Genomic DNA, 22,173 nt, shown 5'->3' on the forward strand with positions numbered 1-22,173 from the left:
GGCATGTTGCCGCGAATGCCAACGGTTCACGAACGTCCCAGGATGTGTTCGACAAGGCGAGTTGCTTCGTCGGCGACCGCCAATATGATGCCAGACTTGCGTGTCGAGCCGAAATCCAGTCCCGCGAAATAGAGGCCCGGCAGGACCCCGACGCCATCCTTGTGAATCGGCTGTCCGGCAGCGTCGAGCGCACCTGCAAGTTTCACATAGCTGAAATCGCCCTTGAAGCCGGTGCACCACACCACGCTCGTGATACCGGACCCGGCGAGATCGAGCGAATTGATGGCGGGATCCGGCCGATGCCACTGGACCGTCTCCGCTGGGTCAGGAACCGGAACCGGTGCATCGATACCGGCTCGCGCGATATATTCATCGATAAAGCGTTTGGCACTATCCGAGGCTTCGTCTCCAAAGCGAACATTTGCTTCGACATCGTCGGCGAAAGCGAGGCAGCCATCCACAACGCCGGTCAACCGCCCGAGAAGCGCAATCCCCTGGGCGGCGAGCGCCTGCAGGCTTATCGTGTGCTCCGACCCGAGTACACCACGCGCCGGGATGCGTCCGGCCGACCGAATGATCTCCTCTCGCCGCAGGTCGAGAAACCCGCTTTCATCCAGCCAGATCATGACATCGCGCCCGCGGTAACGCCGTGGGAGCCGCCCGACGCGGCTCGTCGCAAGGAACACCGTCCGACCCGCTTGCGCCAGTTCCTCAGCGATCTGGGCCCCTGATTGGCCGCTTCCAACCACCAGAACCGCTCCACGCGGCAGATCGGCAGCACTTCGATAGCCCGAAGCGTCGACCTGATAAATATCAGGCGGCATCGCATCCGACGAGACCGGACGCACCGCACGATTGAGGCTACCGCTTGCGATGATCACGTTGCGCGCCCGATGTGTGCCGCTTGAGGTGGTCAGCCGATAGTTGCCATTCTCGTGCGTAAGTTCGCTCACTGCTGTATCGGGCTCGATCGGCAGGCCGTTTCTCCCGGCGAAGTCCTCGAGCAGGGCGACGAACTGGTCGCGCGTCAGGGCGCCGTACGGATCCGTACCCTCGTAGCGATCGCCGGGCATGACGGTTTGCACGTTGGGTGTATTCATATGAAAAGCATCCCACCGCTGCGTGCGCCACGTCTCTCCTATGCGACCGCGCTCCAGCACGCTATGGCGCAGGCCCCGTCGTGCCAGCCAATAGCTTACACCGAGGCCCGCCCAGCCGGCCCCGATGACAACAGCGTAGAGAACATCGCCACTACGATCCATTTGCTGCGGTGATTTCATGATCGGCATCCCCCGAGCCATCCCCACTCGTTATTAAGCCTTGTTGACGGCAACTAGTCCAGCCGCTGCTCTCTTCGCGATGAGCTATCCGCTTGGTCTGCAAGGAGACGCTGGCGGGAACCAAAAGCAATGGTCGTAAGTTGCGGCTCAAAGGAGATACCGATGTCAAACACTTCCAAAAACAGAAACTCCCAGAAGACCCCAAAGGCGGACGCCAAGGGACAATTTGCCCGCACGGGCCACGGCTCGGACAATGACGGTGTCGTAAGCGCGAACCCCCGCGTGCTGTCGGGAAAGTCGGATGGTGACGCGACATTCAAGACAGATGCAAAAGCGAATGAACGTGACAGGCGGGCACCGGCTAAATAGTCGGCGGTGCTTGCAGGCCGAACGCGATCACAGGCTGCAACGATCTCGGCATGAAGCCACCATGCGATGCTATTTTCGTTCAACCGAAGACCGTCTCAACTGCGCTTCCCGTCCGGCTTCTGCCATGTCCGGTGCGGAACGTTCCAGGAATCGTGCCGTTAGGGTCTGAGACAATACACGTCGACGTTTAAGATCGGTCGGAGAGGGTTGAATGCGTTTCCTGCGAAACAATGGGCTGACAATTGCGCTTTTTCTGGCCTTTGCCGGGAGCGTGGTCGGCATGACCTGGTCCGGTTGGCGGCAACAAAACCATGAGTTGAGTCTTCATGGGCAAGCGCTCCTGTCTCTGACCGGCTACCTGTCCGATGAGGCATTCTGGTCCGCTTTGTTTGAAAACTGGGAAAGCGAGTGGTTGCAGATGGCGACCTGCGTTGTATTGACGGCTTATCTTTTTCAAAAGGGCTCTTCTGAATCGCGCGATCCCGACAAGCCTGAAAAAAAGCAGGACTCCGGCAGCGGAAGCTGGATTTATGATCATTCGATGGGATTGGCACTGTTGAGTTTGTTCGGCTTGTCCTTTGCCGGGCATTTCTTCGCAAGCCTCGCCACTTACAACTCTGAGGCCGCCTTGCACGGGGAGGCGGCGCTAACGCCGTTGAGCTATATGGGCAACGCCCAGTTCTGGTTCGAGTCGTTTCAAAATTGGCAATCGGAGTTCTTCTCGACTGCCATGCTTGTCGTTCTGTCCATCTTTCTGCGGTATCGCGGGTCCCCTGAATCCAAGAAAGTTATGGCGGCTAATCAACAGACCGGAGATTAGCGGCGGCGCGATCTCTGAGATCGCGGTCCTTGTGACCAGATATCGGCAAGCCATCGCGCGGTGTTACGGAACGCTAGTGTATCTCCCGCGTTGGAAGCCTGTAGATATCCCACTAGGAGAACACACTGATGGCCGACAAAACACTCGAAACACTGTTTCATGAAACTTTGAAAGACGTCTACTACGCCGAGCGCAAGATTTTGAAGGCATTGCCCAAGATGGCACGTGGCGCAACCTCGCCCGACCTAAAAGCCGCTTTTGAGAAGCACCGCGGCGAGACCGAAATCCATGTCGAACGTCTCCAGGAGGTATTCGAGATTTTGGGCAAGCCGGCACGTGGCAAGACTTGCGACGCTATCGAAGGTATCCTCGCCGAAGGCGACGAAATCCTCGAAGATTTCAAGGGACAGCCAGCTCTCGATGCGGGCCTGGCCTCGGCCGCGCAAGCCGTCGAACATTACGAAATGGCCCGCTATGGGACATTGGCCCGCTGGGCCGGCGAGCTTGGCTTAAAGGACGCGCAGAAGCTTCTCGTCACCACTTTACAGGAAGAAACGAAAACCGACGAAGCTTTGACCGCATTGGCGGAAGGCGCTTTGAACCCGGCAGCGATGGCTGCCTGATTCGACAGGGAGCGCTTTCAAAAGGCGCTCCCCTCTTCTCCAGCGTCACTGTTCCATGTTGTCACCGGACAGGTCTCATGCGCTGGGCGATATCGACTTCCCATAGCGGTCGAGCAGGACCGCGACATCCTTCAGCATCGCGGTCAGGAGTCTGGTCCGAATAATAGCGATCGTCAGGTCCGGACGCTCAAACAGCGCTATGCAGATTTCGCCTGGATCGTGTCGCGATTGATAGGCCAGTCCGTCAGGCTGGTCGGGATGATCCCATAGTGCGTCAGCCCACTGCCCGCATGGCTCATATGGCCCTGTGGAAATCGCGTTGTCCGTGCCCAGCGCCTGCAAACCAGTTGCGTGCATCCTCACGATGCGAAGATCGCGTTGCGGTCTGAGTTCGGTTGCGGCTCGACCGGAAATTTCGGACGCGGCCGCCACCATTAGGCGCTGCGGATTACGCAGGATCGTTTCCGCCAGTGCGCCGCTTAGCGACATTCCCACATAGAGCACTCCGAAGCGGCCGCCGGCGCTGTCGAAGCGATGTGTTGGCGCGCCGCCTTTTCCCGGTCCGAAGAAGACGGGGGCAAGCGTGGAACGGTGGATGCGATGCAGCACCGTTCCGGCAGGCAGTAGGTCGATTGGCAAGGGCTTTGTGTCGAGCCAGGCAGGCGGTGGTGGCGCGGCCCCGGAAGGGCCCCGCTGGTCAATGCTTGCCGCCGCCATCAGGCAAAGCCATCTGATCCATCAGCGCGGACAAGCCGCAAGACGGCGTCCTCTTCTCCGTGCCGCAGCGCCTCAAGTGGCGACCGTCCGCCAAGCACCGTGTCGGGAGCAAGCAAGAAGTCGAGCGTCGCCCAGGGACCTGCCGACGCAAGGCCACGCACGACATCGGCGATCCCGGCAATCACCTCACCCTCATTGAGTTGGCAGGCTGGATAGCGCCAGTCGCCGCCTTCGCGAACAGCCAGCATTGTGTTCGACCGCCGTCTCTTGTCGACCGCCTGTCTGGTGATGCCAAGGATTCGGCCCGCTTCGTCTGCGGACAATACGCCGCCCGCAAGCTTGAGCAGCCGCTGGCGATGCTCGACATTCCGGGCGAGCGCCGGGACCAGTGGATCGAGATCGGTCACCGCCGATCCCAGTATATCCGAGCGGCTGAGTAGCTGGGCAAGCGAGCCGGCGTCGGTCGGGGCGGCAAGCGCGTCCGTCAACGTCTTCGCCGACGCATTTGCGGAGATGCGCTCCAGCGCTGACATTGCCCGTCGCAGGAACGCCGCCTGGACGGAATTCGGATCAGCATGAATATTGAGCGTCAGGCTCGGCGCAGCATGTTCGCGGGCCATCGCGACCTCCAGTGGTTGTCTTTGTATTTATATGGTTCAAGAATATACAAAGTCAACCTACTACGAGGCCCCGCGCACGAGGTCGATGCCGTTTGCGCTTGCCCATTGCCCGATGTCCTGCCGCGTCAAGGCGCATGCCATCATATCCGGAAATTGATCCGGCGTGCAGGCAAAGACCGGACAATCCATCGCGGCGATCGCGCTGGCATTGCGCACGTCGTAGCTCGGCCGGCCGTCGTCGGACAGCGCCAGCAGCACGATGACGTTGACGCCCGCCTGCTTGAATGCCGCTACGCGCGCCAGCATCGACGCTGCATGCCCGCCCTCGCAGAGGTCCGTGACGAGAACGAGGTGCGTCTTGCCTGGCCGGTCGATTTTGGTCTCACAATAGGCAAGCGCAGCATTGATATCGGTGCCACCCCCCAGTTGAACCCCGAAAAGCACCTTTACCGGGTCCGCCAGCTCCTCCGTCAGATCTACGATAGCCGTATCGAAGCAGATGAGTTTCGTTGAAAGAACCGGCAGGGACGCCATAACCGCCGCAAAGATCGACGCATAGACGACGGATGTCGCCATCGACCCCGATTGATCGACGCACAGCACGACGTGATCGAGATCGGCTCTCGTGCGGGTCTTGCGGGCGAAACCGATCAGCGTCTCCGGCACCACCGTGTTGTAGCGCTCCTGGTAGTGGCGAAGATTGGCACGGATCGTTCGCGGCCAGTCGATATCGGCGTGCCGCGGCCGACGTGTCCGCCGCGACCGGTTGAGAGCGCCGGACAGTTTCTCAACGGTCTTTGCCCGAAGGCGCTGCATCAGTTCCTCAACGACCTTGTCGATCACCATCCTGGCGGTCTCCAGCGTCCTCTCGGGCATCGCGCCTCGCAGCGAGATGAGGTCGGCGATGAGATGCACATCCGCTTCAAGTGTCGCAAGGAATTCCGGCTCCAGCATCAGTGCCTTCAGATTGAGACGTTCGAAGGCGTCCTTCTGGATGATCTGCACGACCGGTGCGGGGAAGAATTCGCGGATGTCGCCGAGCCAGCGCGAGACCTTCGGGGAAGAAGCACCGAGTCCGCCGCGCTTCCCCCGCGTCTCCGACGCGTAGAGAGCGGACAGCGCGTGGCCAAGTCGCTGGTCGCGTTCGCCAAGTCCATCCATGTCGTCATCGCCAAGTGCCAGTTTCCAGCGGCGGATTTGTTCCGAAGTCATGCGCTTATTCCCAGGATTTGCTTCAGCAGCGGGAGCGCGCGTTCGAAGGCGGGATTCTCTTCGCTCACGGATCGCACTGGCCTCCGCTCCTTTCTGCCGCCCGCGATGCGCTCAAGCACCCGCTTTCGGCCGACGGAATCAAGGCCGGCAAGGGCGCGTCGGAAGAGCGGCAGGCTCTCGACGAAAGCCTCCTCGTCCAGTCCGCAAAGCCATTCGTCGATCAGAAAGAGCAGCGTCTGGTCCTGAATAAGCACGTCGGCGGACCCGGCAACGAAAGCTTCGATGAAAGCGCCGGCGCGGGACGGCGTTTCACCAAGCACATGCCTCGAGAAGGCAGCCGACACCTGCAACTCATCCCACAGGCCGAGATCATGCAGGCGGCGCAGGCTGAAACCGATGAGAGGCGCAAGGGATTGCGCATCATCGACCATAAGCGCGAGTTGACGCCGCCATTCCTCGAGCAGTCCTGAATCTCCAAAAAGGCCGAGAGATTCGTCATAGGCGCGCATTGCATTCAAGCGCTGCAAGGTTGCCTCGTCGTCGAGTTGGCGAGAACCGACGCGGACACCGGCATTGGCTTCTGCACTAAGCGCCGTGATCAGGGCACGCAATTCCAACTCCGGCAGCTTACGGGCGGTGCCGTAGCGTACGATACGCACGAGAGGAGCGACGGCGTTCATCACGTCGGTAATATCGTTGTTATGCACCGCGGTCGCCTGCAAAAGGTTGATGCAGGTGCTGGCGGCTTGCGGAAGATCCGCAACCAGTGCGTAGCGGACAAGTTCGGCAAGTTGCGCAATGCCATCCGTTTTGTGAGCGCGTTCGACGGTTGCGGAGGCCGCGGCCTGCTCAATGGTAAGCCCCCAGACCAGGGCTTCTGCCAGGCGGACAGACATGTCGGGAGACCAGGACACGCTCCAGATCTCGCGATAGGTTCCCCGGCCCGCCTCGGCGTCAATCAGGCGGCCCCAATTAACGCGGATAAGATTGAGACGGTGCAGCAAGGTCGATTTGAGGAGGCCTGCCTCGCTGCGAAGATCGAGCTTTATTTCGCTCGGCTGCTCGTCCGGCTTGAGCCGCGTCTTGCGGCACCAAAGCTCGAAATCCTTCGCCAGCGGCATTTGCGGAACCGCCTTATCGATCTTGCCTATGCGGCTGTCGATATAAAGCTTCCGCTCGATCATCGCCAACTGGATATCGTCTCCGTGGCAAAGGCTCGAAAGGGATGCATCCCGCATTTCGGCGAGGCCAGGCATGCCGATCCCGCGCAAGCTTGCAAGGGCGAGCGCGAGGCGCGCGGCCTCTATGGCGGAAGCCGTCGAAGCGTCGAACCCTTCCTGCCGCAAAAGCGCTGCCGTCCGGGCCTGCCAACCGGCCGCAAAGGCTTCTGGCCCATCGTGACGGTCGCCCGAATAGAGGTCCCAGAGATGGCGATACCATCCGGGAGAGACCACGCCTGCGCCGTATCCGGATGCACGGCTCAGCCGCCCATCGCTCCAGGGCGCCCAGGTCGCTTCGACCTTTATTTTCGGAAGATCCTTTATGATTGCACGGTCCTCGGCAACGGTCGTGGCGGTGCTCAGCCCGCCGATGTGCCAGGCGCCTACCACCACCGCGACTTCGCCATCGTACTGCTTCAGCGCGTCCCTTATGTGGATCCGCATGAAAGCCTCACGGCGCTCTTCGCGCAGCCGCTCCGCAGCGCTTCTGTCATCGTAGCCGCCGGGATACTTTCGTAGTTCCATCATGGCCGTTTCAATGGCGGCGAAGATGTCGAGGGGCGACTGGCCGCCACCATATTGTTCGATCAAACCGTTCCAGAAGGTTTCCCCGTCACTGTATCCGGCTGCGCCGGCAAGCACATCGAGAGGATCGAGGCGCGCTGCGTGACCGGCCTCGTTCCCACTTTCGTCCGCTTCAGCTTCAGCGTCTGCCGCTACGTCCTCTTCGCGCCCGGCCTTAGCGAGCGCCAGCGAAACAGCGGCGGGCCAATCGATGAACCGCACCGGACGGCCGCGCGCGAGGGCCCATTGCATCGCAACCCACTCCGGCGAGAACTCGGCAAACGGGGCAAAAGCCGCATTGGCAGCTTCTTCGGCTGCATAGAACAACATCGCCAACGGCGGCTTCATGCCGGGGAGCGCCGCATATTGGATCAACGCATCGCCCTCGGGCGGGCCCTCGATCAGCACACAGGCGGGATCGAGCGCATCCAGCGCACCCTTCAACAGGGCTGCCGAGCCCGGGCCGTGGTGGCGAATTCCAAAAAGATGCGCCTGGCGCTTCACGGCTCAGACCACTTCGCGAATAGCTTCGTAGAGGTCGCTCCAGCCATCGCGCGTACGCAGGACGGTTTCGAGATATTCAGACAGCGCAACACCGTCCTGCACCGGATCCTTGACAACTGCACCGACGATGTTGGCAGCAAGCGCATTTGCATCGATACGGCCATTGCCAAAATGCGCAGCTTCCGCCCATGCCGACACGCCGACGGAAATCGCCTCCGCGGTTGAAAGCGTGCCGGTCGAGGTCTTGAGCTTGATCTTGCCATTCAACGTCTTGCCGTCACGGATCTCCCGGAACAGGACAACGATGCGGGCGAGTTCCTTGTCCGCAGGCTGGATCGCCGGCAGTCTGAGATTGTTGCCGATCTCGTAGACACGTTTGACGACGATCTGCGTCTCCTCCTCCAGCGTGCCCGGCGACGGCAATACCACGACATTGAAGCGGCGCTTCAAAGCCGAGGAAAGATCGTTCACCCCCTTGTCGCGATTGTTGGCGGTGGCGATGATGTTGAAGCCGCGTTCAGCATTGATCGCAATGTCGAGCTCCGGCACTGGCAGGGTCTTTTCCGAAAGGACGGTGATCAGCGTATCCTGCACCTCCGAGCCCATGCGGGTCAGTTCTTCAAGCCGAAGAAGCGTGCCCTCTTCCATCGCCCGTACCAGAGGCGTCTTGACCAGAGCCTCCGGCGACGGCCCCTTGGCGAGGAGCAGCGCATAGTTCCAGCCGTAGCGGATCTGGTTCTCGTCCGTGCCGGCCGTGCACTGAATCAAACGTTGCGAGGAACCGGAAATTGCGGCGGCGAGGTGTTCGGACACCCAGGATTTGGCGGTGCCCGGCAAGCCGAGCAGCAGCAACGCCCGGTCAGTCGCAAGCGTCGCGATCGCCGTCTCGATCAGCCGTCGGCTACCGACATATTTGGCCGAGATAGGCGTTCCGTCGACAGCATCGCCGCCCAGTAGATAGGTAGCGACCGCCTGAGGTGAGAGCTTCCAATTGGTGGGACGGGGACGGTCGTCGCCCTTCGCGAGCGCCTCCAGTTCGGCCGAGTAAATCTCTTCCGCAGGACGACGAAGTAAAGCTTCAGACATCTGTGGTCTCCAGTTTGTCCATGAGATCGAGAAAAAGGATGGCGTTGCCGCACTCCGCCGGATCGAAGGCGGCAAGCTGGGTGCGAAGCAGGGAGCGCATCGGTGCCGGGCACATGATGGCCATACTGTCTGCGATATCCGTATCAAGGTACGTCTTTTCATTGCCGAACGATTGCCATTGCTTGGATCGCAGCAGGTCACTGAAGAGGGCCTGTGTCGCCTCGCCGCCGAGAAAACGCGCCATCTGGCCTATGATCCACCGTGCAGTGTCGTTCGTCCACCTGTCCGGGCGGAAGATATAGGCGGCCCATACCTGACGCATCTCAGGCGGATATTGCGCCAGCAGATCAGCCTCCAGCCGCATGAACGGCTCCCAACTGGCATGGAGATGACCATCGCTGATCAATTTCACGATATCGAGGCGCTTGTCCTGTGTGGCCATGAGCAAAAAGGCGACCAGAAGTTCGTCTTGCTTGGCTGCTGCCACCATCGCCTCCACCGAGAGCGACAGGGCGTTGGCGAGTTTATCCAGTCCGACCGGGCCGAAGGTTTCGTTGAGCCAGGCCATCACGGTGTTTTCCCTGACCGTTGCGGGCAATTCCAGCGTGAGGCTTTTCTTCTTGAAAAGGATGCCGGACGTCGTGACCTTGATGCGCTCCAGTGCAGCGCGCAGGGGCGGATCGTCCCCTTCAAAGCCGGGCAACCGAACCAGCAGTCTTGCAGCAAGGTCGCGCACGCGGGGCGCGCGATCCTTGTCGAGACCCTTGAGAAAAGGGGCGTCGGCTTCCGACAGGTTCTCCCGCAAAGCTTCGAGAAGTCGTACGCGGCTTTCGGCGCTTTCAGCCTGCCAGGCCGTTGTCACCAGGCCGCGCGCCGCTTCCGGGTCCGATTTGCGGCGTTCCTGGATGTATCCCGCCTTCACCGCGGGCGTCGCATGCATCCAGTTGCTAGCATTCAGGCTGTCGGGCGAGAAGTAGTTCTGCTGTTGGGTGACCGGGACTTCCCGGTTCGAAAAGGCAAGGGCTTCGGCGCCGAGATGCTCCGCATACGCCCTCACCATGGTCTCGAGCTTTGGCAGGTCGAACGGATGCAACCGAATCCTTCTCTCGGTCAGTTTGCGAACGATGGCGGCTGTCAGTCGGCTCGATGCCTGGTTCTTGACGGTGAGGAGCCGCAGCAGAAGCTTTCTTGCTGCGTCCGGAACGATTGTCGCGTGATCAACGACAGCGTTCCCGGCATCAAACTGTTCCGGCGATAAGGGACGCTCAAATCGCATCGCCTGGCCCACCAGCGCGAGAGCCTGCAGGGCGTCGCCAACACCTGCCGCGTCGAGCGGCAGACCGTCCTTTGCGCCCGAGAGAAGACGCGGCACGATCACATTTGTCAGACTGGACACGTTCACGCTGTCCACCGCCCGATTATCGTTTCCGCCCAGAACAGCGTGAACTCATTGCCATCCCAAAGACCCGCACCATCGATGTTTTCGAGTTGCAGAAGCGGCCAGACCGCATCGGCTTGCGATTTCGCCACCGGCAGGCAGATCGTTTCATCATCGAGATAGATGTTCTCCCCCGAGGTCCTGAGCCGGGCCGCGCGAAACATCACTGGAAACTCGCCGAGCCAGGGCTTGGCAATCAACGCATCCTCGTAACGGCCGTAGGCCGATGCGAGGTTTTCGGCGGGAAGGTTCAACGGTGCGTCGGACGGCATGGTGCTCCCGGTCTGCTCCGCGATCTGCGCCCGCAGCGGAACGCTGGACGGATAGAAGACGAGCTCGGCATCGAATGTATCGCCGATGGCATAGACGCCCGCAGACACGCCTGCAGCAACGGGGACATATTCGACGAGAACGGCAGGCCGGTCGCTGCCTTGGAGCCAGGTTTCGATACGCCGCAGCTTGTCAGGCTGGGTCTCGCTGCGGGTAGCCCAGACGCGCCAGGTATCCGATATGCGGAGCGCCCCGTCATCATCGAGCAATGCCGCACGCGTGATGTTCCAACCAACCATCTGGCGGACGTCCTGACTCAGCGGATCGGCGAGGTCGGCCTGACGGCGATAGGCTGCGGCCAGAAGATGCAGCATGGCAAGCTCGGTGATTGCCGCAGTGGGACGGGCCGATGCGGGAAGCACAAAAAGGCGCGTCGGCAGGGTATCCACACGCAGGGCCAGGCCGGGCGCCTTGGCATCAAACAGGCGTTGTGCCATCACCCGGCATGCGGCCGATGCTTTGGCCGGAAAGGCGGCAAGACCGCCATCCAGTTGATCGCCAAGCCAGATATCCAGTTCATCGAGGCCATTGGCGATGGAAGCCTCACGCTCGATCCGGCTTCGCTCGCGGGCAGCGGCGGCGCGGGCATCCGCTTTTGGATCAGCCGGTGCCTCGGCATCTTCAACCGCCTCGATCGAGACCCGAGGTTTATCAGCAGCGTTCGTGGCGGGCCCGGTAGAAGGGCCACGGCGGCGCGACACCCATTCGGCTACCCACTCGGGAGCCGCTGCGGTCGCAAATTCTGCCTCGCCTTCAGCGCGTAGCCACATGAGCGCGAGGCCGTGCTTGCAAGGAAACTTTCGGCTTGGACAACTACATTTATACCCGGCGTCGACTTCCGAAACGACTGTCCGGTAAGGCGTGGAGCCGGACCCCTGGCACTCGCCCCAAACCAGGCCAAAGCCGTCCTGGGCGAGCGTCGGCCAATTCGAGCGGTTGAGGAGTTTCTTCGCAGCCGCAAGTGATGCCTGATCCGGCGCAAGCGCTTCGAGCCTTGCCAGGGTCAGGCTCAATGAACCCTCCGGCACGGTTGCATCTGCCTGGGGCTCTTCATTCTCGCTCTGCTTTGCGAAGTTTCAGTCCGGTCTAACATAGGCTTTGATTACAAATTCTTGCGTAAAATTCGTCTAATACAAGCTAATTGCCGCAATCTTACGTTACGTCTCATCCCCTAGTAAAGCAGCCCAAAGTTGTCTTTGGATGTGTTCGGACGGAACGCTTCATCAAGCTGAGATCAGCCCGTCCGGATTGCGTATTCTGCCGGTTCACTCCTAGGCGCCTTGCGCCTCGGCCACGAGACGCAGATCGGCGTGAAACCGTTTGATTTCCAAGTGCTGGCGCTCGAGGTCCGGCAGGCGCAGCAGGTAAGAGGGATGAACCGTCGCAAGAAGCGATCGTGTACCATCGAGGGGCATCAGGACGCCTCGAACATCGGTCAAGCGTCCCTGCCGCCCAGTCAAGGAGGCCAAGGCGGTCGCGCCAAGAGCAACCACGAGTTGCGGCTTCACAAGATCGATCTCCTGCCGCAGCCACCATTTGCAAGCCTCGATCTCGCCGGCATTGGGCTTTTGATGAATGCGTCGCTTGCCTCGCGGCACATATTTGAAATGCTTGACGGCGTTGGTAACGTAGACATTTCTGCGATCGATGCCGACTTCCGCCAATGCATTGTCGAATACTTTGCCAGCCGGACCGACAAAGGGGCGTCCCGCCAGATCCTCCTGATCGCCCGGCTGTTCCCCGACAAACATTACTCTCGCATCGGCCGGGCCTTCGCCGAATACGGTTTGCGTGGCGTTGCAGTGAAGCGGGCAGCGGGTACAACGCCGCGCTTCTGATCCAAGGTCCTCGAGCGAGCCCGGGACAGGGGTTTCGTGGTCCCCGGAAATTCGAAGCGTCGTCGCTTCCTGCAAGCGATCGTGGAAAAGCGGTGGCATCGTGGGCTGCCGCTGCCGCATTTCCATTACGCTTCGTTCGGCGTTCCCCACGAGCTCAGGTATCAAAACTGCCTCGGGAAGGTTCTTCCAGTACTTTTTCGGCATTTCCGCCCGCATTGCCTTTAGCTTCAATCGTGCCGGATTGAAGATGCTCGCGTAATAGGTGCGCCAGAGATCGTCAGTTGTATCGGAGGCAGTCGACTTTTCCGCAGGCTCCCGCGACGTGACAAGATTTTGGCCATCCCACATCATCGACCCCCGGGGAGTGGCGATGATCCAATCCATATCCGTGAAACGCCGCTGGAAAAACGGCGCCACACGCTCCACGATAAAGTGGTCGGGTTCGAACCACGCCACGAACTGTCTTCGTGCGCGGGCCTCCTGGTGGACGACCTCCTTGAAGCGCACAAACGCCTTCATCTTGTGACTGTCACGCCGCACCGATTTTTCCAGTTTCAGCACTGCCGCCACGTCCTCGTCAGAAGCCACGTTCAACAGGCTCTTGTCACTCTGCATCCGGGACAGGATACGGTACAACAAGCCAAACCGTGCGGGGCTGCTGTGGCAGATAACTGTTTCGGCGAGGTCGATGAATCTTTCAGTTGCAGTGACGGCATGGGACCCGTTCGCCGCTTCGCTCGCGTCGGGGATCGAAAGGCCGAGCATGTCTGATGCCCCTGCGGCATCGCTCCACATGACGTCGTTGGGTTCAATGCCGTGCGACAGCAGGCGCCGCGCGGCATCGCGCCATTCGATGAAATCTCCCCTGCCCTCCAGAATGACGCTTCGCATCAGAGCAGTGCCAGTTGTTCGGGTTTTCTTTGAAACATGTGGTTGAGGTCGGCACTGTCTATCAGCCGGTGCGGCGACCAGCCGTCAGCGACGATGAACGCCTTGACCTTTTTCAACGACACGCCAAGCCGCTGCAGATCTTCGAGGCGTAGGCGGCGATGCCGCCGCCCCGAAAGGATCGCCTTGACCGTCTTCGTTCCAAGCCCGGGAATGCGCAGCAGGATTTCGCGCGCCGACCGGTTGATATCCACGGGAAATCGCTCACGATGCGCCAGAGCCCAGGCGAGCTTTGGGTCCATGTCCAGATCCAGCATTCCGTCCGGCCGCGCCGATGTGATTTCCTCAATGTCGAACCCATAGAATCGATAGAGCCAATCTGCCTGATAGAGCCTGTGCTCGCGTTCGAGCGGCGGCCGGATCAGCGGAAGGTTCTTCGACGCGTCCGGTATGGGACTGAACGCGGAATAATATACCCGGCGCAGCTGGTATCCACCGTAAAGGCGCGAGCTGGCGCGCAGGATCGTCGCATCGCTAGCCCCATCTGCGCCGACGATCATCTGCGTGCTCTGCCCTGCAGGAACGAAACGCTTCCGCCGCTTTGTCTGCAGCGTCGGCTCGTTTGCCGCCTCGATTTTCAGCCGCAGATCGGCCATTGATTTTCGTATTTCGCCCGGCCGCTTGTCCGGTGCAAAACGGGCAATACCCGAATCTGTAGGCAACTCGATGTTGATCGAAAGGCGATCGGCATAAAGCCCGGCCTCCTCGATCAAATGTGGCGAAGCGTCGGGTATCGTCTTCAAATGAATATAGCCGCGAAAGCCGTGGGTCGTGCGCAGTTCCCGGGCAACGCGGACCATTTGTTCCATCGTGTTGTCCGATGAGCGGATGATGCCCGATGAAAGGAACAGGCCCTCGATATAGTTGCGCCGATAGAATTCGAGCGTGAGCCAGACCACTTCCTCCACGGTAAAGCGCGCCCGCTCAACATTGCTCGAAGATCGGTTGATGCAGTAGGCGCAATCGAAGATACAGAAGTTCGTGAGAAGAATTTTGAGGAGCGAGATACAGCGCCCATCCGGTGCGTAAGCGTGGCATATGCCTGCGCCCTCGGTCGATCCCAATCCGCCCGACCTGGACGAGTCACGCTTCACCGTTCCGCTGGAGGCACATGAAGCGTCGTACTTTGCTGCATCCGACAAGATGGCCAACCGGTGTTTCAAGCTCTTCTTCATAATGTTCATGATATGTTCTTGGTGTGACCAGGTCAAGACCTCCCTAAATCGCAAGGACTGCGCCAATCGGAGCCAACAACCAAATAACGCGCAACCATGCACCGGCGGTTTTTGTGGATCAGGGCAAGTGCCGGCGCGCTTTGCTCAAGCTTTTTATGTTGCAGTTGAAACTTAGCGTTTGACGCCGCCTGTCAATGGTTCTCTAACTGGATGCAGCGCTGGGTCTTCTGACGGCACGCCAGCGCTTGCGAGCGTTCAATGCTCCCGCCATCACGAGCAGGAGAGCGATATGGCCAAAGGTCAACAACGTAGCAACAAGGAAGTTCGAAAACCCAAACAGGCGAAGGCCCAGGAAGTGAAAGCGGCGGCGCCTGCGGCCTTTAGCACGACGGCGAAGCGCCTGGAGAATCCGAAAGGGCGCTGACGAAAGGCGAGTTCCACTATCCCCTCTCGCGGCGCAGCGCGAGAATATGGCGGATCTTGCGGGCGAGTGCCTCACGCTGATAGGGCTTGGAGAGAAGTTCCACGCCCGGGTCGAGCCGCCCGCCATGGACGATGGCATTTTCCGTATAGCCAGACGTGAAAAGCACTGCGATCTGCGGCAGGCGCTGGCGGGCCTGGCGCGCAAGCTCGGGACTTCCGAGCGGTCCGGGCATAACGACATCGGTAAAAAGCACGTCAATCGGAACACCGCTCTCGATGATCGAGAGCGCGCTCGCCGCGTCCTTGGCCTTGAGCACGCGATAACCGAGATCGCCCAGCATTTCGACGACGGTCGCCCTCACCTCCTCGTCGTCCTCGGCGACGAGGATCGTCTCCGTGCCGCCGATCGTCGGGCCAAGATCGGTCTCGATCAATTCGTCTTCGTTCTGCTGCGCGCGCGGCAGATAGAGTTTTACCGTCGTGCCCTGGCCAATTTCCGAATAGATCTTGACGTGACCGCCTGACTGCCTGACGAAACCATAGACCATGGAGAGGCCCAGCCCAGTGCCGCGACCGACCGATTTCGTCGAGAAGAACGGTTCGAACGCCTGGGCGAGGACGGCGGGCGTCATTCCTGTCCCCGTATCCGTAACCGCCAGCATCACGAACTGACCGGCTTCCGCCTCCGGATTGCGCCGCACATAGGCATCGTCGAGCGAAGCATTGCCGACCTCGATCGTCAGCTTGCCGCCATCGGGCATGGCATCCCTCGCATTGATAGCGAGATTGAGCAGCGCGTTCTCGATCTGCGCCGGGTCAACCAGCGTATTCCACAGTCCGCCGGAGCGAACGATCTCAATCTCGATCGATTCACCGATGGTCCGTCGCATCATGTCGCCCATACCGGCGATGAAACGGCCGATATTGACGACCTTGGGTTCGAGTGCCTGCCTGCGTCCAAACGCGAGAAGCTGGCTCGCCAGCTTCGATCCGCGGCTTACGCCCGCCAGGGCGTTTTCGATCCGCCGTTCGCCCCGCGCATTGCCGGCCATGTCCTTGGCAAGGAGTTGCAGATTGCCCGATATGATTTGCAGGAGATTGTTGAAGTCGTGGGCAACGCCGCCGGTAAGCTGGCCCAATGCTTCCATCTTTTGCGACTGGCGCAGTTGTTCTTCCGTTTTCGAGCGCTCGGCGATTTCGTCGAGAACCCGCTGTTCCAGCGTGGCGTTAAGCCGTTGCAGCGCCTCTTCCGCATTACGCCGGACGGTGAGTTCGCGATCGGCCGCCTGAAACAGCCTGGCGTTGTCGATGGCTGTCGCCGCCTGTCCAGCTACGCCGACGAGGAGCGTTTCATGATCAGGCTGGAACTTGCCAGGTTCGTTATGTCCGAAGAACAACCCGCCGAGTACCTCGCCGGTGCGCGAAGTCACGGGTACCGCGAGATAGCTTCGAACCGGCAGATGACCCTTCGGCATGCCCTTGTGAGGAGCATTTCGGCCATAGCGCGGATCTGCGATAATATCGTGCGAGAGGACGACGCCCTCGCCCTTGAACGTCGGCTCGAATACCGCCGTATTGCGCGGCATCGGAAATTTCGAAAAGGCATCCTTGTCGACGCCGGAGAGCGCGTAGAGCATGTAGCTCTCGCCCTCCTTGTTGAGAACATTGTAAAAGAATGCGCCAAACTGCGCGCCCGTCAGCTCGACGCCCGCGTCAGTCACCATCTGCACCACTTTGCCAAGGTCAAGCTCGGCGGCAATATTGGCGCCGGTACGATTCAATATCTGAAGCAGGCGCGTCTCATTGCGAAGGGCTTGTTCGGCTTTGATCTTCGCAGTCGTCTCGACTACGATCGCCATAACGCCACAGGGCACACCGTCCTCGTTGATCAGCGGCGAATAGTCCAGATTCATCCAGACCCGTTCCGGCTTGCCGCTGCGATGAAGGACGAGTTCCTGATCCAGATAGGCGAGCGTTTTTCCCTCCAGCCCGACCTTCATGACATTGTCGTTGAAATCGGCGACCTCCGGCCAGCCTTTTCTCACCTCGCTGCCGAGTAGCTGTGGGTGTCGCCCGCCGGCAAAGAGCGAGTAGGCGTCGTTGTAGATCATGATGCCGAGTTCGCCCCATAGCGTCACGATCGGCACTGGTGAATGAAGAATGAGCGAGATCGTCGACTTTAGGCTTTGTGGCCAGGCGTCAATTGGGCCGAGCGGCGTCAAAGCCCAGTCATAGTCTGCGATCAGCCGGGCAAGTTCGCCGTCGACGCGCAGGAATGTGTGATCGTTGACAGGTGACACTCCTTCTTCAGCGCGCATATCGGCTCCCACAGCTCCAGGCGTTGGTAAATTGCATAGCTAAGGACGTTAAGTCTTTGCAACTCCCCTGCAAAACGCACTAACGCAGAGGTGTGAAAGGTTGTTCCAGGCGCCGTCATGCCGATCCCTCCTGCCGCCTCATTTCGCGAGCGCCTTGGCGATCTGTGATGCAAGTTCCGCTTGCGTATACGGTTTGCCAAGCCGTGGCAGATCAATTCCCGAACCGGGCGGCAGGTCCGCATAGCCTGTTGCAACAAGGATCGGCAGTTGCGGATTTAGCGACAATGCGCTTTCCGCAAGTTCAGCACCGGTCATGTGCGGCATGGAGTAGTCTGTGATCAAAAGGTCGATTTCCTTGCCACTTTCGAGGAATTTCAGCGCATCGGCGCCGGAATTCGCCTCGTAGACCTCGTGGCCGAGGTCCTCAAGCATGTCCACGGTGCTCATGGCGATCAGCGCATCGTCATCTACAACCAGTATGCGCGCCCTGACGCCGCTGCCGGCGGTGCTGGCCTCTTCACTGACAGGTTCTGCTTGCTTCACGGCCCCGGTAACCGGTAGCCAAAGTTCTGCGGTGGTCCCTTTACCGAGCCGACTTGTCATACGGAGCGCGCCCTTGAGTTGGAGAGCAAGGCCGTGAATCATGGAAAGGCCCAGTCCTGTTCCCTTGCCGAGTTCCTTGGTCGAAAAAAACGGGTCAATCGCGCGCTTCAGCGTTTCCGGCGCCATGCCCAGACCAGTATCGCTGACGCCCAGAATGATATAGTCGCCGGCACCAAGGTCATCGGTTGTCGCAGCGATGTCGGCACGCCTGAGGCTGACGACGACGGCGCCGCCATCCGACATCGCGTCGCGTGAGTTGACCACGAGGTTGAGCAGGGCAAGCTCGATCTGGTTGGCATCGGCGAGCACCGGCGGCAGGGCATCGGGAACGTCGTAACTGATGTGAACTCCGTTTCCGACGGATTTCGCCAGGAGGTCGTGCATGCCGCTGACAAGCGCGACCAAATCGGTGGGTTCGAGCTGCAGGTCCTGACGGCGCGCGAAGGCAAGCAGACGCTGCGTCAGGGCGGCGCCTCGTTGCGCCCCTTGCAAAGCACCATCGACAAGCCGCGCCGCCTTTGAATTGTCGGCAACCGACTTGCGCAACAGGTCGAGATTGCCCAGCACCGCCATCAGCAGATTGTTGAAATCGTGCGCAACGCCGCCGGTCAACTGGCCGATCGCTTCCATCTTTTGCGCTTGCCGCAACTGGTCTTCGGCGACCTCGCGCTGGCGGATTTCGTCAAGCAGCGTGCGGTGAGCCTGTTCGAGTTCACGCGTTCGCTTGAAAACCCGATCCTCTAGAGTCTCGTTCAGCTGGACAAGTTCGGCCTCGGCGATTTTTCTGTTCGTAATATCGGAACATACCCCGACCAGTCGCTCGGGCTGGCCGAGCCTGTCGGAAACGACGCGTGCCCGTGCGTCGGCCCAGTGGGCGCTGCCGTCCGGCCACACCGTTCGGTGTTCGACCTGGAAATCGCGTCCGGTGCCTTTCGTCGTCGCAATGGCCGTGAGGACACGTTGCCTGTCGTCAGGATCGATGCTCGCGATGAGATCGTCATAGGTGAGAGCCTGATCGGCGCTTCGACCGAAGATGCCCCTGAACACATCGGATGTGATCAGTCCGTTGTTGGCAAAATCGAGTTCCCACGTGCCGAGATTGCCGGCAAGAAGCGCCGTTTGCAGGCGCTCTTCGCCCTCGCGAAGTTCTTCGAGGCGGCTGAGGGCCTCATATTGCCGCCCGCGCGCCTTGAGCGCCGTCTTGGCGACACTGACAAAGGTGGTGGCATGAAACGGACGCTCGAGAAACGTCACGTTGCCGAGAACCTCGGACAAGCGCGCGGCCGCTGGATTGCGCTCAGGACCGCCGCCGCGATGCGTCACGATTATGAACGGCAGATCCGACCAACTCGGCTGAACTTCAACCCATGCCGCGAGCGGCTTCAGGTCGGCGTTCCTTATGGCTTCCTCGGTAATCACCACAAAGCTGGCGCTCTCGCCAAGTAGGGAGGTCAGCACGTCGAGGCTCGGACAAACCTCTGACGCAATTGACGCTTCCGCGAGAATGGCCGCAGCAACAGCCGCGTCGCGGCCCATCGGAGCGTGTATAAGCGCCCGAGTGACATGATCGTTAAGAATTTTCATCCACTACGCCCAACGCCAGCAGCGGTTCGGCCTTGCCGACGAAGGTGGGAACGCCGCGCAAAACACCTTGGAATTCATCAAGAGGCTGGCCGAGAGAAAGGCCGTTTTTTGTTATCCGGAATTCGCGGATGGTATCCTCATGATTTCCAGTGCGTTTCTTTATGACAGAGACCGCTCGCCGCACCTTGCCGCGCGCCTCAAAATAGCGAAGCAGCACTACGGTATCGGCAAGGTACGTAACGTCGACGGGCGCCTTCATGTCGCCGACAAGCCCGTGCTGCGCCACCGTGAGAATGGTGGTCGTACCCTGGCGGTTCAGATATTGCAGCAATTCGTGCATGTGCAGGACCAGGGCGTTTTCCTCGGGCATCGATGCCTGATAGCCGTTGAGGCTGTCGATGATCACGGTCCTTAGGTTGGCGCTATCGACGCGCTCCCTCACCCTGTGTGCAAATTCACCCGGCGAAAGTTCCGCTGCGTCCACCTGCTCGATGTGAAGGTTGCCTTCGTCGCGCATTTTTTCGAGGTCTATGCCGATGGCGCGGGTGCGATCGAAGAGAAGGCCCAACTCTTCATCAAAGACGAAGATTGCCGCTTTCTCGCCGCGCCGGATGGCAGAAACCACGAATTGCAGCCCAAAGGTGGTCTTGCCCGTTCCGGCAGGACCGAGAACGAGACAACTTGATCCCCGCTCGAGCCCGCCGCCGAGAAGGTCGTCGAACTCTCCGATGCCGCTCGAGAGCCGGTCGCGTGTAAACTGCTTGCGATGTTCGAGAGCGACGAGGCGCGGAAAGGCGACGACGCCTCCCGTTTGAATGATGAAATCGTGATAGCCACCGCGAAATGCCTGACCACGATATTTGACAATGCGCAGACGCCGGCGCTCGGAACCATAGTTCGGTGCCAATTCTTCAAGCTTGATGACGCCGTGGACGACGCTGTGCACCGTCTTGTCGAGCACGTCCGAGGTCAGATCATCGAGCAGCAGGACCGTTGCGTTACGCTTGGCGAAATAGTGCTTCAGCGCCAGTATCTGCCGACGATAGCGCAGCGAACCTTGCGCCAGCAGGCGGATTTCCGAAAGGCTGTCGAGAACAACGCGCTTCGGTTGGAGGCGCTCGAACGTCTCGAAGATTGCCTTTGTCGTTTCGCCAAGTTCAAGGTCGGATGAATATAGCAGACTTTGCTGTTGATCGGCGTCCAACAGGCTTTCGGGGGGTACCAGTTCGTAAACATCGATATTTTCATCGATAATCAAGCCGTGGGAGAGAGCACCCTCCCGAAGTTCGTCCTCGGTTTCGGACAATGTGACGTAGAGGCCTTTCTCGCCCCCCGCAGCCCCTTCGAGCAGAAAGCGCAACGCTATTGTCGTCTTGCCTGTGCCCGGATTGCCTTCAAGCAAGAAAACCCGCCCTTCGCTCAAGCCACCCGACAAAATGTCATCCAGTCCCGGTACGCCCGTGCGCGCTTTTTTCGAAGTCGTGGGTGCAACCATGCTTTGCTTCGTTCCCTTTGCCATCCAATAAGCACACGCAATTGCTCTCGCTCCCTAGCGTAGCAATTGAATGAAGGGCGGAATAAAGAAGTGCGCCCCCTGCGCTGTCTGAGAGCCAATAACGTCATGGCGCGCCAATCGTTCCACGCGCCTCGAAATTATAGACAATCAGTATCATGCAACCAGGCGGCAGACCTGACCTTTCGCTATGCTATTTCGGATTGACGAAGCCTCCCGGTTTGGCATCGTGCGGCAGCGACCAGCCGAAATAGACTTCAACCGCGGCAATCTTGCCATCGCGGATTGTCAGTATCTCGGTATTGCGAAACCTGTGCCCATCAGACCGTTTGCCCTCATAGGTGACGAATACCTCGTTGCCTTGCGCCACAAGGTGGATGAAGCTAAATGCCTCTATGCTATAACTCGTCGGCCAGCAGCGCTCAAAATAAGTCTGCCGGTCGATGCCGTTGTCCAGCGGGCTGGTGAAATGAAAATCCTCTGCGACGAGGCGCTCCATCGCGTCTCTGTCCTTAGCCACATAGGCGTCGTAACTCGCGCGGGCGACGGCGATCTCATTGTTCACCATCACCATCTCCCTAAGGCAATCGTTTGACTACTGCGTTCCATTCGGTTTGGCCGGCTGTTGATCGCCTCCCGAACCCGTCTGCGGCGTGGGATTGGTCTGCGCCGGAGTGTTTACCGTGGGCTCGTTTGTCGCCGGAGCTGGTGGCGATGCGGTCGTGCTGTTGTCAGCTTTTGGCGTGTTATCGGTGGTTCGGCCGTACAATTCCGCAGCGCCCCAAGCAACGATGGCAAGGAGCAGGCCCCCGATGAGAATCTTGAGAACCGGGCGGCCGGGCGGTCCCTGACGGGCCTCGTTGGCAGTCTCCTGAACCGGAGCTTTCGTCGTATCATTGTCCATGACGACATCCTTTTCATTTAGATAGGAACCGACGAAGCAGCGGGAAGTTCCGTTGCGCCCGACTTTCCCCAAGTGCAAAGACGC

19 protein-coding genes are annotated in these 22,173 nt (G+C 59.9%); 4 read left to right on the forward strand and 15 right to left on the reverse strand.

The genetic code is table 11. The features are described 5' to 3' along the window. Nucleotides 1-26: 26 nt before the first annotated feature. Nucleotides 27-1,280, reverse strand: coding sequence for a flavin-containing monooxygenase (locus HQ945_RS18505; protein ID WP_343051268.1), 1,254 nt, complete (start codon nucleotides 1,278-1,280; stop codon nucleotides 27-29). A 162-nt stretch (nucleotides 1,281-1,442) separates the two neighbouring features. Here HQ945_RS18505 and HQ945_RS18510 point away from each other — a divergent pair, with 162 nt between their 5' ends. The 3 genes from HQ945_RS18510 to HQ945_RS18520 all read left to right on the forward strand — a co-directional run bounded on the left by HQ945_RS18510 (nucleotide 1,443) and on the right by HQ945_RS18520 (nucleotide 3,092). Beyond that, complete coding sequence (locus HQ945_RS18510; protein ID WP_036814916.1) at nucleotides 1,443-1,649, forward strand: hypothetical protein; 207 nt, start codon at nucleotides 1,443-1,445, stop codon at nucleotides 1,647-1,649. A 211-nt stretch (nucleotides 1,650-1,860) separates the two neighbouring features. Continuing rightward, a complete protein-coding gene (locus HQ945_RS18515; protein WP_113281050.1) occupies nucleotides 1,861-2,469 on the forward strand; it encodes a DUF6766 family protein in 609 nt (202 codons plus the stop codon). A 128-nt stretch (nucleotides 2,470-2,597) separates the two neighbouring features. Then, the gene (locus HQ945_RS18520; RefSeq protein ID WP_027232762.1) at nucleotides 2,598-3,092 is read left to right on the forward strand and encodes a YciE/YciF ferroxidase family protein; all 495 of its coding nucleotides are present in this window, start codon (nucleotides 2,598-2,600) and stop codon (nucleotides 3,090-3,092) included. Between the two features lie 75 nt (nucleotides 3,093-3,167). Here the strand turns inward: HQ945_RS18520 and HQ945_RS18525 are convergent, their stop codons facing one another. The 9 genes from HQ945_RS18525 to HQ945_RS18565 form a co-directional block, all read right to left on the reverse strand. Next, a complete protein-coding gene (locus HQ945_RS18525) occupies nucleotides 3,168-3,809 on the reverse strand; it encodes an RES family NAD+ phosphorylase (protein WP_113281049.1) in 642 nt (213 codons plus the stop codon). Further along, complete coding sequence (locus HQ945_RS18530) at nucleotides 3,809-4,429, reverse strand: MerR family transcriptional regulator (RefSeq protein ID WP_174208385.1); 621 nt, start codon at nucleotides 4,427-4,429, stop codon at nucleotides 3,809-3,811. The genes HQ945_RS18525 and HQ945_RS18530 overlap by 1 nt, the downstream gene beginning before the upstream one ends. A gap of 60 nt (nucleotides 4,430-4,489) precedes the next feature. Next, nucleotides 4,490-5,641, reverse strand: coding sequence for a VWA domain-containing protein (locus tag HQ945_RS18535; RefSeq protein ID WP_113281047.1), 1,152 nt, complete (start codon nucleotides 5,639-5,641; stop codon nucleotides 4,490-4,492). Continuing rightward, nucleotides 5,638-7,929, reverse strand: coding sequence for a DUF5682 family protein (locus HQ945_RS18540; RefSeq protein ID WP_113281046.1), 2,292 nt, complete (start codon nucleotides 7,927-7,929; stop codon nucleotides 5,638-5,640). The genes HQ945_RS18535 and HQ945_RS18540 overlap by 4 nt, the downstream gene beginning before the upstream one ends. Before the next feature lie 3 nt (nucleotides 7,930-7,932). Then, entirely contained in the window at nucleotides 7,933-9,015 is a 1,083-nt protein-coding gene (locus tag HQ945_RS18545) for an AAA family ATPase (RefSeq protein ID WP_174208386.1), read from the reverse strand. Beyond that, nucleotides 9,008-10,411 (reverse strand): DUF5691 domain-containing protein, encoded by a 1,404-nt coding sequence (locus HQ945_RS18550; protein ID WP_162737212.1) that lies wholly within the window; start codon nucleotides 10,409-10,411, stop codon nucleotides 9,008-9,010. The genes HQ945_RS18545 and HQ945_RS18550 overlap by 8 nt, the downstream gene beginning before the upstream one ends. A gap of 2 nt (nucleotides 10,412-10,413) precedes the next feature. Then, nucleotides 10,414-11,796, reverse strand: a complete 1,383-nt coding sequence (locus HQ945_RS18555; RefSeq protein WP_113281043.1) for an SWIM zinc finger family protein — start codon at nucleotides 11,794-11,796, stop codon at nucleotides 10,414-10,416. 258 nt (nucleotides 11,797-12,054) lie between these two features. After that, the gene (locus HQ945_RS18560; RefSeq protein WP_113281042.1) at nucleotides 12,055-13,512 is read right to left on the reverse strand and encodes a UdgX family uracil-DNA binding protein; all 1,458 of its coding nucleotides are present in this window, start codon (nucleotides 13,510-13,512) and stop codon (nucleotides 12,055-12,057) included. After that, entirely contained in the window at nucleotides 13,512-14,744 is a 1,233-nt protein-coding gene (locus HQ945_RS18565) for a putative DNA modification/repair radical SAM protein (RefSeq protein WP_113281099.1), read from the reverse strand. Before HQ945_RS18565 ends, HQ945_RS18560 begins: the two co-directional genes overlap by 1 nt. Nucleotides 14,745-15,033: 289 nt before the next feature. Here HQ945_RS18565 and HQ945_RS23045 point away from each other — a divergent pair, with 289 nt between their 5' ends. Then, a complete protein-coding gene (locus tag HQ945_RS23045) occupies nucleotides 15,034-15,168 on the forward strand; it encodes a hypothetical protein (RefSeq protein WP_280140141.1) in 135 nt (44 codons plus the stop codon). Between the two features lie 16 nt (nucleotides 15,169-15,184). Here HQ945_RS23045 and HQ945_RS18570 read toward each other — a convergent pair whose 3' ends face one another. The 5 genes from HQ945_RS18570 to HQ945_RS18590 all read right to left on the reverse strand — a co-directional run bounded on the left by HQ945_RS18570 (nucleotide 15,185) and on the right by HQ945_RS18590 (nucleotide 22,089). After that, nucleotides 15,185-17,485: an ATP-binding protein gene (locus HQ945_RS18570; RefSeq protein WP_113281041.1), complete on the reverse strand. Its 2,301-nt coding sequence runs from the start codon at nucleotides 17,483-17,485 to the stop codon at nucleotides 15,185-15,187. Nucleotides 17,486-17,623: 138 nt separating this feature from the next. After that, nucleotides 17,624-19,672 carry a PAS domain-containing hybrid sensor histidine kinase/response regulator gene (locus HQ945_RS18575; RefSeq protein ID WP_113281040.1) on the reverse strand — a complete coding sequence of 683 codons (2,049 nt, stop codon included), beginning with the start codon at nucleotides 19,670-19,672 and terminating at the stop codon, nucleotides 17,624-17,626. Beyond that, the gene (locus tag HQ945_RS18580) at nucleotides 19,659-21,167 is read right to left on the reverse strand and encodes an ATPase domain-containing protein (protein ID WP_113281098.1); all 1,509 of its coding nucleotides are present in this window, start codon (nucleotides 21,165-21,167) and stop codon (nucleotides 19,659-19,661) included. The genes HQ945_RS18575 and HQ945_RS18580 overlap by 14 nt, the downstream gene beginning before the upstream one ends. Nucleotides 21,168-21,378: 211 nt before the next feature. Next, the gene (locus HQ945_RS18585; RefSeq protein ID WP_113281039.1) at nucleotides 21,379-21,753 is read right to left on the reverse strand and encodes a nuclear transport factor 2 family protein; all 375 of its coding nucleotides are present in this window, start codon (nucleotides 21,751-21,753) and stop codon (nucleotides 21,379-21,381) included. A gap of 27 nt (nucleotides 21,754-21,780) precedes the next feature. Continuing rightward, entirely contained in the window at nucleotides 21,781-22,089 is a 309-nt protein-coding gene (locus tag HQ945_RS18590) for a hypothetical protein (protein WP_162737211.1), read from the reverse strand. Nucleotides 22,090-22,173 lie beyond the last annotated feature (84 nt).

The sequence above is a fragment of the Phyllobacterium pellucidum genome (assembly GCF_013327855.1).
GTDB lineage: Bacteria > Pseudomonadota > Alphaproteobacteria > Rhizobiales > Rhizobiaceae > Phyllobacterium > Phyllobacterium pellucidum.